This is a genomic window from Pseudomonas sp. FP2300, assembly GCF_030687595.1.
GTDB classification, from domain to species: Bacteria; Pseudomonadota; Gammaproteobacteria; order Pseudomonadales; family Pseudomonadaceae; genus Aquipseudomonas; species Aquipseudomonas bijieensis.
The window spans coordinates 740,906-753,308 of sequence record NZ_CP117440.1 but is presented as its reverse complement, the minus strand read 5'-3'; the positions used below and the strand labels follow the sequence as shown (position 1 = coordinate 753,308).

The window sequence follows — 12,403 nt, the reverse complement described above, 5'->3', positions numbered from 1 at the left end:
TGATCGGGTTTCTTCAGGAAGAATGCGATCCAGTGTGGGAGCGAGCCTGCTCGCGATAGGGCCAGTAGCCTCACTGCAAGACTTGGCTACCGAGTGGGCTTGACCGTCACCGGCGCCTTGCCCGCCTTCATCTGCTCCAGCAGCGGCGCGCACTGGTTCGGCTCACCGCCGCTGGGCGCCACCAGTGCCAGCAACCCGGCGGCCGGTGCGGCGATCACGCCCAATGCCACCATCCCGGCACCGCGCAGCATCAGCGGTACCGCCTTGACCCCGGCGGCGGGCTTGGCGAACGTGCCTCGTACGTACAATGGCGAGCGCAGGGAAATCAGGCGCCAGCCCTTGGACTCGGGGGTGATGGTCAGGTCCAGCTGTTCACTCGCCATGTTCGCCGTGCCGTCGATGTAGATGATCGCGTTCTCGGTGTCGAACACGAACAGGCGTGTGGTTGCCAGGCCCGTCTTGATGTCGAAGTCCGCCGCCGCACAATTGATCTTCACTTCCTTGTCGCCAAAGATTTTCCCCACCACGTAGTTGCCAACGTTCAGCCCCGCCAGCTCCATCAATTCCCGGCTGATGGCGCCATCGTTGATGAGCATTTTCAGTGTGCCGTTGGAAGTGCCCAGCAACGCCGCCACCGAATTGCCGCGTCCGGAGATATCGGCATCGCCGTTCAATTCACCGAAGCTGGTTTTCATCGGCTCAAAACCCGGAAACAGCTGCTTGAGCTTGAACCCACGCGCCGTCAACTTCGCCTGGCCTTCAAGGGGCTGGGTGTGCCCGTTCAGGCGGATCTGTGCATCGAGCCGGCCACCAGCCACGCCGAAGCGCAGGGGCTCAAGGCTCAACTGCCCATCGTTGAGCACCAGATGGGTGTAAAGGTCGGTGAACGGCAACTGTTCGCTATGGACAATGCGCTTGCCGGTGAACTCCACATCGGCGTCCATCACGCTCCAGCGCTCGGTGCGAAACTCTTCCACGGGCAAGACCTTGTCGGCCGGCTGCTTGCTGGCGCCGCCCCGGGCCTTTTGCTCGGTATTGGAGTCAGCACCGATCAGCGGCGCCAGGTCGCTGAACAGCAGTTGATTGGAGACCAGTGCGCCACTGAGTTTCGGCCTGGGCTGGCTGGCGACGTAGGCCAAGTCACCGTGGATATCGCTGTCGCCGATCTTGCCGTTGAACGCCTCATAGCGAAACAGCGCCCCACCCGGCTCATGCAACTTGGCAATCAAGCGGCCATCGGTGGCATAAGGCGGCGAATCCGGCAGGGTCACGCCGGTCAGCGGGTAGAGATGAGCCAGGCTGTTGCCGGCCAGTTTCAGACGCAAATCCAGGGCCCCGAGGTTCATCGGGTCGGTCAGGGTGCCAGCCAGTTCGACGCGGGTATCGGCGATCTTCGCCTGGGCCTGGAGTGGAAAGGGTCGTGATGCATCCTGCAAGGCCAGCAAGCCGCCGACCTTGCCGGAGCCGCTCAGGTTTTGCCCGTGATACTGCCCGGTGACCTTGAAGGCGAACGCGTAGTCCTGCGGTGTCGCCCCTTGGTCCTGGGCTTTTTTCGCGGCCTTGTCACCGACGATATCGCTGAACGGGATGGGTTTGCCCAGCGGGTCGATCAATAGGTCGAGGCGGGTCTTGAGCGTCTGGTCATCAAGGATGACATGGCCTTTGTCGAAGCCGATGGCGCCAATGTCCACCGCCCAGCTGGACGGCTCGGCGTCCGGGTCTTTCGGGTCGAACTGGAAGATCCAGTTGGCGCGCCCGTCGGCCAGGCGTTGCAGGTTGGCGTCGGGTTCAGTCAGGTCAATGCGCGGGATCGCCACCCGTCGGGCCAGCAGCGCCAGGGGCGAAATACGCAATTCAACACGCTTGAGCGTGACCATTTGCGGGGTTTTCGACCAGTCCGGGTTACCCAGGCTCAAGTCCTCGGCCACCACATGGGGCCAGGGCAACCAGGCTCGCCAACCCCCTTCCTCTGGCTCACGCTGCCAAGCCACCGCCAGGTTGCCGTTGATGGCGAAGGGGCGATGCAGTTCCTCGGAAACCTTGGCATTGAGCGTGGGCTTTATGCGGTTCCAGTCGAAGAAAGCGATGATCAGGACCAGCACCGCCAGCAGGACAACAAGGCTGGCAAAGCTCCAGGCGAGGATTTTCGAGGTGCGCGTCATGCACAAGGCTCCTGATGAACAAATCAGCGTCTCGCAATCGCGACGCCTTGGAAACACGAACCTGCAGTCGGTTCGTTATAAAGGGTTGGACTGGTAGAACGGCCCACAGGTGCCGATGAACGGCGCAAAAAAAGCCAGGATCCTGACCAACCAGCCAACAAACTGTTACCGCACCCGCACATTTGCGAGGCGTCGATGGGTACAAAATACCCACGACAGTGCAAAACCGCACCTCGGAAAAGCCCGTTCTAGAGCCTTCCGCGCAAACAATCAATTCCGTTGATTATTACCATTGTCTTTATGAACTTTTATATCGACTTATCGAGAGTAGCATTGCCCTCGTACCCACTTTATCGCCCTCCCAAGGAGCAACGATCATGAAACGCCAATTACTGATGAGCCTGTCCCTTTCACTGCTGGCCTCTACTGCTTTCGCACTGCCAGCTTCCGAACAAGCCACGCCACAGGTCAAGGACAGCCACTCTGTCTACAGCCAGACGGTTGCTGAAGGTGGTCGTGATCGCCTGGAAGAAAAAGGCCTGGTTCAAGATGGTTCCGACCGCACCCCACAAGGCCAAACCCTGGCAGCCGATGGTTCCGACCGTACGCCACAAGGCCAGACCCTCGCAGCCGACGGTTCCGACCGCACCCCACAGGGCCAGACCCTCGCAGCCGACGGTTCCGACCGCACCCCACAGGGCCAGACCCTCGCAGCCGACGGTTCCGACCGCACCCCACAAGGCCAGACCCTCGCAGCCGACGGTTCCGACCGTACCCCACAAGGCCAGACCCTGGCAGCTGACGGTTCCGATCGCACTCCACTGGGCGAAACCCTGGCCGAAGGTGGTTCTGACCGCACCCCACTGGGCGAAGCCTTGGCAGCAGACGGTGGTGACCGCGTGATCGAACGCAACAGTGCAGTGAGCTGAGCCCATGGTGGCCCGGAAAAAAGCCCGATTCCTCCAATCGGGCTTTTGACTTTTCAAGCCCTTCGTTTTCCCCAATCGATCCCTCTCTACCGTTCGACGTTGGCAAAGCCGATTTGCTAGAGTGCGTCGCTCACATGAATCAGAAGTCAGCTTGCGATGCTGCCCCGCGCCGAACAGAAACAACAGACCCGAATTGCCCTGATGGATGCAGCCCGCCATTTGATGGAGTGTGGCCGGGGATTCGGTAGCCTGAGCCTGCGGGAAGTTGCCAGGACGGCAGGCATCGTGCCCACCGGATTCTACCGGCACTTCGACGACATGGACCAACTGGGCCTGGCACTGGTCTGCGAAGTCGGCCAGACCTTTCGCGAAACCATCCGCCTGGTACGCCACAACGAATTCGTCATGGGCGGCATTATCGATGCCTCGGTGCGGATCTTTCTCGATGTGGTGCAGGCCAACCGCTCACAGTTCCTGTTTCTGGCCCGCGAGCAATACGGCGGCTCCCTGCCGGTGCGCCAGGCCATCGCCCAACTGCGCGAAGACATCAGCTCGGACCTGGCTGCCGACCTGGCCTTGATGCCCAAGCTGCAGCACCTGGACCTCGCAGCCCTGGGGGTGATGGCCGACCTCATCGTCAAGAGCGTGTTCGCCACCCTGCCGGACATCATCGACCCACCCGCCCACGCGCTCCCCGAACACCTCACGCCCCAGGCGAAGATTACCCAGCAACTGCGGTTCATCTTCATTGGCCTCAAGCATTGGCAAGGGCTGGGCAGTACCGAATAACCCACTGTTTTCTTTGCAAAGCCGCAAAATGGTGCGAAATATTTCAGCGCGCACCAATATGGCACGCAATCCGCCCCATCCTGAAACGCCATCCCAGCTATTTCCTACACCTCCTTCGATTGGCAAGCCCCTTGCTCTAAACACAGCACTGTTCATTGCTGGAAGCACTCCGATGCTGGTGATTCACCGCAGAATCGACACTCAACCGCGCTGGGACGCCGAGTTGCACCTGACCTTCGACGCCCGCAGCAAAAGCCGCCTGCGCTGTTTCAGTGCCGAGGGTGAAGACGTGGGGTTGTTCCTTGAGCGAGGCCAGCCGCCGTTATACGACGGCGAATGCCTGCAAGCCGAAGACGGTCGCATCGTGCGCGTCTGTGCCCGCGCCGAGCAATTGCTGCATGTCACCTGCGCCAACGCGTTCGAACTGACCCGCGCCGCCTATCACCTGGGCAATCGTCATGTCGCCCTGCAAGTGGGCGACGGCTGGTTGCGCCTGTTGGACGATTACGTACTCAAGGCGATGCTCGAACAACTGGGGGCCCGCGCCGAATCCATCGAAGCGCCGTTCCAACCGGAACACGGCGCCTATGGTGGCGGCCATCATCATTCCCGGCACGGCGACGAAGATTTCAACTACGCGCCACGCCTGCATCAATTCGGCGTGCGCACATGAACCCGGCCTGGGCGCTGCTGCGTCTGGCCAGCCCACAGTTGCCGATTGGCGGCTACAGCTATTCCCAAGGGCTGGAGATGGCGGTGGACAACGGCCAGGTAAAAAATCCCGACGACGCACGTCGCTGGATCAGCGATCAATTGCTGCTGAACCTGGCCCGCTTCGAAGCGCCCTTGTTGCTGGCTCACTGCACCGCAGCAGCCGCTGACGATTGGGACGCGCTGCTGCAACATTGTGAAGCGCACCGCGCCAGCCGGGAAACCCGTGAGCTGTATCAGGAAAGCCGGCAAATGGGCTACTCGTTGCAGCAACTGCTCGCCGGCCTGCCGGAGCTCGACGCCACCGCACGGGGCTTTCTGGAACAACGCAGCGAGCCGCACCTGGCATTGTGCTGGGCCCTGGCCGCCCGCGCCTGGCATATCGCCCCCCAGGACGCCCTCGCCGCCTGGCTGTGGAGTTGGCTGGAAAACCAACTGGCAGTGCTGATGAAAACCCTGCCCCTGGGCCAGCAAGCCGCCCAGCGCCTGACCAGCGAACTGCTGCCGCTGTTGCAACAGGCCCAGCACAACGCCTCGAACCTCGATCCCGATCATTACGGCAGCGCCGCGTTTGGCCTGTCCCTGGCGTGCATGGCCCATGAGCGCCAGTACAGCCGTCTGTTCCGTTCCTAGGAGACACCCATGAATACACAACCTCTGCGCGTCGGTATCGGCGGCCCGGTGGGTTCCGGCAAGACCGCCCTGACCCTGGCCCTGTGCCTGGCCCTGCGTGAACGCTACAACCTGGCGGTGGTCACCAACGACATCTACACCCGCGAAGACGCCGATTTCCTGGTACGCAACGAGGCCCTGGCGCCGGAGCGGATCATCGGCGTGGAAACCGGCGGCTGCCCGCACACGGCGATTCGCGAAGATGCGTCGATCAACCTTGAGGCGGTGGACCAGTTGAACCGACGCTTCCCGGGCCTGGACCTGATCCTGGTGGAATCGGGCGGTGACAACCTATCAGCGACCTTCAGCCCCGAGCTGTCGGACCTGACGATCTATGTGATCGACGTCTCGGCCGGCGACAAGCTGCCGCGCAAGGGCGGACCGGGCATCTGCAAATCAGACCTGCTGGTGATCAACAAAATCGACCTGGCACCGCTGGTGGGCGCGTCCCTGGAAATGATGGACAGCGACACCCGGCGGATGCGCAACGGCAAGCCCTTCGTGTTCAGCAACCAGAAAACCGGCCAGGGCCTGGACGACATCATCGCCTTCATCGAGCGCCAGGGCCTGCTGACCGCCGCCTGATCTTTACGACTGACCACAAGGAAGCCTATCCATGACCTTCAAACGTATCCTCGGCGCCCTCGCCCTGCTACTGACCCCAGCCCTGGCCTTCGCCCATCCCGGCCACGGCGACAACGGTCTGATCGCCGGCCTCGGCCACCCCATCGGCGGGCTCGACCATTTGCTGGCGATGCTCGCGGTCGGCTTATGGGCCGCACAACAACAGGGTGCCGCACGCTGGGCGCTGCCGTGCACCTTCGTCGGCACGATGCTGCTCGGCGGCCTGCTGGGCTTTGAAGGCCTCGCGCTGCCGGCGCTGGAAGGCGGGATCGCCGCCTCGGTGCTCGCCCTGGGCCTGGCGGTGGCACTGGCGGTGCGTCCGCCGTTGAGCCTGGCAGTCGGTGCGACGGCCCTGTTTGCGCTGTTCCATGGCGTGGCCCATGGCCTGGAACTGCCAGACATGTCGAGCCCCTGGGCCTATGCGGCAGGGTTCGTCGCGGCCACGGCGGCGCTGCACGGCGCAGGTTTTGCCCTGGTGCGGGTGATGCCACGAGCGGCGGCGCCATTGGTTCGGTTGGCTGGGGCGGCTTCTGCGGCGACCGGGGTTTGGTTGTTGGCCGGTTGATTTCAAGCGCCCGTTAAGGCCTCATCGCGAGCAGGCTCGCTCCCACATTAATCGGTGTACACCATACCCTGTGGGAGCGAGCCTGCTCGCGATGGCGGACTCGCAGGCCCCTCATCTCTCGGGCCTGCCACTCTGCTACCATGTCGCGCAATCGCCCCCAGCCGTGACGACGTCCGCCAATGCCTGATGCTTCCCGCCCCGCCCCCCAGCCTGAATTGACCGCCCTGTTCGCCACGGTGCGTGAGCATTTTCACGAGGTGATCGTGCCAATGTGGCAAGGCCCGGGCTGGAATGCCGAACTGGCGTTGCCCTACGAATCCCTGGATGCCAGGCATGCGCCGCTGCCGCCCCAGCGCTACCGCGCCATGGCCTGTGCACGGCAGTTGTATGTGTTCGCCAGCCTGATTGGCGAAGTGCCCCAGGCCGAGGAGCGGGCCAGCGCATTGTTCCGCTCGTTGCAACGGCACTTCCACGATGCCGAACATGGCGGCTGGTTCTACAGCATCGACCCGCAGGGCACACCGCTGGACACCAGCAAGGACCTTTACACCCACGCCTTTATCCTGTTCGCCTGCGCCCATTACTGGGGCAAGGTTCGCGAACCGCTGGTGGAATCGGTGCTCAACGCCAGCCTGGAGGTCATTGCCCAGCGCTTTGCCAGTACAGACGGTCTCTACGAAGCCGGTCTCAAGCGCGACTGGTCGACGAGCGGATCCGGCCCGTTGCAAAACCCGTTGATGCACCTGGCCGAAGCGTTCCTCGCCACCCTCGCGGTCCGCGAAGACGCCAACGTCCGCCAAGCGTTGCTGAGCCTGTGCGACGGGATGGCCAAGCATTTCATCGATCCGCAGCAACGGGTCATGATGGAAAAACCACTCAAGGCTGTGGATAACTGGTTCGAGCCGGGTCACCAGTTCGAATGGTATTACTTGCTGGCCTCATCGCCCCTGTTGCGCAACGGCAAGTTGCACACCGCCCTGGAACACAGCTTCGGCCATACCGAACAACGCGGCGTCGAGCCGGACTCCGGTGCGGTGTGCGCGATGCTGGACCTGGAGCCACAAGCAGGCCCACGCGATGCCACCCAACGAATCTGGGCTCAGGCGGAATACTTGCGGGCGCTGACATTGCGTTCGGGAAGCGAAGGGACTTTGTTGTCTCAACTACGGGCGTTGCAACAGCATTTCCTGCATGCCAAGGGCTGGAACGAATGCCTGGACGCCGATGGCATGGTCAGCCGTCGGGACATGCCGTCCACCACGCCGTATCACCTGCTGACCTGCTATCGCGGGCTGGCCGATTATCTAGGCTGATTGGCAAACCGCTATCGCGGGCAAGCCTTGCTCCCACAGGGATTTGAGCAGCCTTGCTCCCCCAGGGATAGATCAAGCCTGTGGGAACAGCCCTATTTCCCAGAAATGAATCAAAACCTGTGGGAGCAAGGCTTGCCCGCGATGAACGATAACGCGGTCTTATGTTTTGTTGCGCTCAATGGCGAAACCAGCCCAGGTCTGGCTCACCGGCATCAGCTCCAGGCTGTTGATGTTGATGTGCGCGGGAGTGTTGAGCACCCAGAAAATCGTATCGGCGATGTCCTGTGGCTGGATCGGCTCGGCACCGGCGTAGGTGGCGTTGTAGCGCTCCTGGTCGCCACCGAAGCGCACCAGGGAAAACTCGCTTTCGCACAGGCCTGGCTCAATATTGCTCACCCGCACGCCCGTGCCTTGCAAGTCGCAACGCAGGTTCAGGGAAAACTGTTTGACGAACGCCTTGCTCGCGCCATACACGTGGCTGCCCGGATACGGGTAGTTGCCGGCGATGGAACCCAGGTTGACGATCCCGGCCCCTCGGCCGTGGGCGATCAGGCGCGGCAGCAGCAGGCGCGTGCTATAGATCAGCCCTTTCACATTGGTGTCGACCATGGTGTCCCAGTCATCGAGATCACACTTGGGCGCCGGGTCGACGCCCAGGGCCAGGCCGGCGTTGTTGATCAGCCCGCGCAATTTGGCGAAGGACGGCGGCAGGTTGGCGATTGCCTCTTCCATGGCCTTGCGATCACGCACGTCCAGGACCAGGCCATGGACTTCGGTCTGCTTCGACAGCTCTGCACAGAGAGCATTGAGGCGTTCTTCACGACGACCGGTCAGCACCAGTTTCCAACCGGCCTCGGCAAAACGACGGGCACAGGCTTCACCAAAACCGGACGTCGCGCCGGTGATAAACAGGGTGTCAGACATCGTGTTCTCCTTGTTTGAACTTCAAAAGCCGTTGAATGGAAATCGGCACACAGCATGCCCGGCCTGGCACGCTGGGAGCAAGGCTTGCACACGCGCGTTGCCCCACAACTGCTCATAAAACATCCAATCCAGGCCAGGCCTTGTCCAACAAGGCCCGCAGCCGGTTGCCCGCATCTTATCCACAGGCACGTCCACAGTAATCGGGGGCAAGTGCAAATCCCGCAAGCCGCTGTGCATAAGGCTTTGCGAGGTATTTGGAAATTTTTTTCGCTTGACCCTGCAAGTGACGTTGTGCAGCGCAATTTATCTGCTATAAGCCGACACTGGGTGGGCGATGGCTCCAAGCCAGTAACGACGGCCCTCAGCGCGGTCTTTCCAGAGTTTAATCACAGACTTATCCACAGGCTTGCCCACAGAATTTCGAGCCCATTGCAGCGCCCATAAAAGTGTTGACAACAGCTCCTTGAGCTTGACCAAAAACACCTGATCAAAAAATAACCACAGCCCTGCAAGCCACGTATTCAAAGGCTTGCAGCCAGCTACTCCCACGTTACCCACAGCCAGTTCCACAGCAAACGGGGACAAGTCAAAACCGTGACAAAACAACTGTTTGCGGCGACTTTATGTCGCGGTTTCGCAGGGGCTCAGGATTGTTGTCCACAATTCTTCGGCACAGCCAAAATCCCATTGTGGGAGCGGGCTTGCTCGCGAAGGTGGCGGGTCAGTCAACATTGACGTCCCCGGCACTCCGCTTTCGCGAGAAAGCCCGCTCCCACAGGGGTTTTCGGTGGGTTGAAGAATAAAAAAACCCGGCGATCACTCGCCGGGTTTTGTTATTGCTGTACCCGCCTCAGTGCCCGCCCAGATACGCGTTGCGCACTTCCTCGTTGGCCAGCAGTTCCTTGCCCGTGCCGGTCAGGCGGATTTCGCCGTTGACCATCACATAGGCCCGGTCCGACAGCCTGAGGGCGTGGTTGGCGTTCTGCTCCACCAGGAAGATGGTCATCCCGGTGGAGGCCAGCTCACGCAGGGTGGCGAAGATCTGTTTCACCACGATCGGTGCCAGCCCCAGGCTCGGCTCATCGAGCAGCAACAACTTTGGCCGGCTCATCAATGCCCGGGCGATGGCGAGCATTTGCTGCTCGCCACCGGACATGGTCATGGCCCGCTGGTTGCGCCGCTCCTTGAGCCGTGGAAACAGCTCGAACATGCGCTGCATGTCTTCGCTGGCGTATTTGTCACCGATGGGGATGGTGCCCATCAGCAGGTTTTCCTCGACGGTCATGTCGGGGAAGACCCGCCGCCCTTCCGGCGACTGCGCAATGCCGTTGGAGGCAATGTAGTGCGACGACTTGTGGGTGATGTCCACGCCTTGGTAGATGATCTGCCCGCCTGCCGCACGTGGCTGGCCGAAGATCGACATCAGCAGCGTGGACTTGCCGGCCCCGTTGGAGCCGATCAGGCTCACGGTCTCGCCTTCGCCAATGTGCATCGAGACTTTTTTCAGGGCCTGGATCGGCCCGTAGAACACATCCAGCTCCTTGAGTTCGAGGATAGGTCCACTCATACCAGTTCCTCTTCATCGGCACCCAGGTAGGCCGCGATCACCTTCGGATCGTTGCGGATCGCCTCGGGACCGCCCTCGGCGATCACGTTGCCGTGGTCCAGCACCACGATGTGGTCGGAAATGCTCATTACCATGCCCATGTCGTGTTCGATCAGCACCACGGTCAGATCATGCTCGTCACGCAGCAGCCGGATCATCGCGCTCAGCGCTTCGGTTTCCTGAGGGTTGAGGCCGGCGGCCGGTTCATCGAGGCAGATGATCTGCGGGCGGGTGCACATGGCCCGGGCGATTTCCAGGCGCCGCTGCTGGCCATAGGAAAGCTCCCCGGCGAGGCGGTTGGCACAATCCACCAGGTCCACCACTTCCAGCCAGTAGAACGCATGGTCCAGGGCGTCGCTTTCAGCCTTGCGGTAGCCCTTGGTGTTGAGGATGCCCGCCACCAGGCTGCGGTTGACCCACATGTGCTGGGCGACCAGGAGGTTTTCCAGCACCGACATTTCCTTGAACAGGCGAATGTTCTGGAAAGTGCGCGCCAGGCCGGCGCGGTTCACCAGGTGGGTGCCGCCGAACATCTTGTAGTACAGCCGGCTGGCGAAGGATTTCGGCGACACGAAGTCGGTTGGGCGAAACGCTTCGCCCAACAGCTTGATGACGTTGGTTCGCTCGCCACGCACGTTGAGTTCGATCTTGCCGCCCGAGGCCTTGTAGAAACCGGTCAGGCAGTTGAACACCGTGGTTTTGCCCGCGCCGTTGGGGCCGATCAGGGCGAAGATCGAGTTGCGTTTGACTTGCAGGCTGACATCGCTGAGGGCCTTGATGCCGCCGAATTGCATCATCAGGTTTTCAACTTTGAGTACGACTTCGCTCATGGCGCTACCCCCTTGCGCGGCGTCACACCGGTACGGCTGATACGGATCAGGCCGCGAGGACGCCAGATCATCATCAACACCATCAGTACGCCGAACAGCAGCACCCGGTATTCAGAGAAACTGCGCAGCAGCTCCGGTGCCACGGTGAGCACGAACGCGGCAATCACCACGCCGACCGTCGAGCCCATGCCCCCCAGCACCACGATTGCCAGGATCAGCGCCGACTCGAAGAAGGTGAACGACGCCGGGTTGACGAAGCCCTGGTAACTGGCGAAGAACACCCCGGCCAGGCCCGCCGTGGACGCGCCAATAGTGAAGGCCGAGAGCTTGACCAGCACATGATTCAGGCCCATGGAGCGGCAAGCGATTTCATCCTCGCGCAGGGCCTCCCAGGCACGCCCGACTGGCATGCGGGTCAGGCGATGCTTGATGTAGAGCACCAGCAGCACAACGATGAACAGCACGATGTAGATGAACAGGAATTTCAGGTTCGGGTTGTAATCGATGCCGAAGAACTCATGGAACGGCACCCCGCCATCTTTCGCCCTTCGACCGAACTCCAGGCCGAAAAAGGTCGGCGAAGGCACAGGCATGCCGTTCGGTCCGCCGGTGAACGACAGCCAGTTGTTGAGCACCAGGCGAATGATTTCCCCGAAGCCCAAGGTCACGATGGCCAGGTAGTCACCGTGCATTCGCAATACAGGAAAACCCAGTATGCACCCGGCCATCGCCGCCGTAATGGCCGCCAGCGGCAGCACCGTCCAGAAACCCAGCCCCAGGTATTGATAGCCCAGCGCCAGGCCATAGGCGCCGATGGCGTAGAACGCCACGTAACCCAGGTCGAGCAGCCCCGCCAGGCCAACCACGATGTTCAGGCCCAGGCCCAACAGCACATAGATCAGCCCGAGGATGACCACCGTGAGCACATATTTGTTGGCAAAGAACGGAAACACGATGGCAATCACGATCAGCGCCGGGATAATCCAGCGCAGGTTCGACTTGTAGTCCGGTGGCAGTACATGCACGCCGGAACCGGTGCTTTCGAACCCCTGGAGCACCTTCAGGCCCTTGGGTGTTTGCAGGAACAGGCTCAAGGCAAAGCGCCCGATCATCACGATCGCCACCAGCCAGCCGACGCGGGCCGGTTGCAGGTTGAAGCTGTAGCCGTCGAGCACCACGCCGACAATCGGCCCGAACACGATCAGCGAGATCAGGCCGGCCAGGATCGCGTCGATGACGCTCTTTTTGATATCAATCGGTTTATTGGCAGCAGACATA

The 12,403-nt window shown here is 61.5% G+C and carries 12 protein-coding genes; 7 read left to right on the top strand and 5 right to left on the bottom strand.

The features are described 5' to 3' along the window. Window positions 1-86 precede the first annotated feature (86 nt). Window positions 87-2,162, bottom strand: a complete 2,076-nt coding sequence (locus PSH86_RS03205) for an AsmA family protein (RefSeq protein WP_305487787.1) — start codon at window positions 2,160-2,162, stop codon at window positions 87-89. Between the two features lie 377 nt (window positions 2,163-2,539). On the opposite strand from PSH86_RS03205, the gene PSH86_RS03200 reads away from it, so the two are divergent. The 7 genes from PSH86_RS03200 (at window position 2,540) to PSH86_RS03170 (ending at window position 7,765) form a co-directional block, all read left to right on the top strand. Then, window positions 2,540-3,091, top strand: a complete 552-nt coding sequence (locus PSH86_RS03200) for a hypothetical protein (RefSeq protein WP_249015895.1) — start codon at window positions 2,540-2,542, stop codon at window positions 3,089-3,091. A 156-nt stretch (window positions 3,092-3,247) separates the two neighbouring features. Next, window positions 3,248-3,880, top strand: a complete 633-nt coding sequence (locus PSH86_RS03195; protein WP_109752193.1) for a TetR family transcriptional regulator — start codon at window positions 3,248-3,250, stop codon at window positions 3,878-3,880. Window positions 3,881-4,052: 172 nt separating this feature from the next. Beyond that, entirely contained in the window at window positions 4,053-4,553 is a 501-nt protein-coding gene (gene ureE / locus PSH86_RS03190; protein ID WP_063323158.1) for an urease accessory protein UreE, read from the top strand. Beyond that, window positions 4,550-5,224: an urease accessory protein UreF gene (locus tag PSH86_RS03185; protein WP_116834055.1), complete on the top strand. Its 675-nt coding sequence runs from the start codon at window positions 4,550-4,552 to the stop codon at window positions 5,222-5,224. The genes ureE and PSH86_RS03185 overlap by 4 nt, the downstream gene beginning before the upstream one ends. 9 nt (window positions 5,225-5,233) lie before the next feature. Next, window positions 5,234-5,848 (top strand): urease accessory protein UreG, encoded by a 615-nt coding sequence (gene ureG, locus PSH86_RS03180; RefSeq protein ID WP_003197309.1) that lies wholly within the window; start codon window positions 5,234-5,236, stop codon window positions 5,846-5,848. A 31-nt stretch (window positions 5,849-5,879) separates the two neighbouring features. Beyond that, window positions 5,880-6,452, top strand: coding sequence for a HupE/UreJ family protein (locus PSH86_RS03175; protein WP_305487778.1), 573 nt, complete (start codon window positions 5,880-5,882; stop codon window positions 6,450-6,452). A gap of 179 nt (window positions 6,453-6,631) precedes the next feature. Continuing rightward, complete coding sequence (locus PSH86_RS03170) at window positions 6,632-7,765, top strand: AGE family epimerase/isomerase (RefSeq protein ID WP_232201256.1); 1,134 nt, start codon at window positions 6,632-6,634, stop codon at window positions 7,763-7,765. 159 nt (window positions 7,766-7,924) lie between these two features. On the opposite strand, the gene PSH86_RS03165 is transcribed toward PSH86_RS03170, so the two are convergent. The 4 genes from PSH86_RS03165 to livM all read right to left on the bottom strand — a co-directional run bounded on the left by PSH86_RS03165 (window position 7,925) and on the right by livM (window position 12,402). Beyond that, on the bottom strand, window positions 7,925-8,689 hold the full coding sequence (locus PSH86_RS03165) for an SDR family oxidoreductase (protein WP_103310938.1): 765 nt from the start codon (window positions 8,687-8,689) through the stop codon (window positions 7,925-7,927). Window positions 8,690-9,539: 850 nt separating this feature from the next. Next, complete coding sequence (locus PSH86_RS03160; protein ID WP_018606262.1) at window positions 9,540-10,256, bottom strand: ABC transporter ATP-binding protein; 717 nt, start codon at window positions 10,254-10,256, stop codon at window positions 9,540-9,542. Next, window positions 10,253-11,125 carry an ABC transporter ATP-binding protein gene (locus PSH86_RS03155; RefSeq protein WP_109752188.1) on the bottom strand — a complete coding sequence of 291 codons (873 nt, stop codon included), beginning with the start codon at window positions 11,123-11,125 and terminating at the stop codon, window positions 10,253-10,255. Before PSH86_RS03155 ends, PSH86_RS03160 begins: the two co-directional genes overlap by 4 nt. Next, the gene (livM, locus tag PSH86_RS03150) at window positions 11,122-12,402 is read right to left on the bottom strand and encodes a high-affinity branched-chain amino acid ABC transporter permease LivM (protein ID WP_163855533.1); all 1,281 of its coding nucleotides are present in this window, start codon (window positions 12,400-12,402) and stop codon (window positions 11,122-11,124) included. The genes PSH86_RS03155 and livM overlap by 4 nt, the downstream gene beginning before the upstream one ends. Between the last annotated feature and the right edge of the window lies 1 nt (window position 12,403).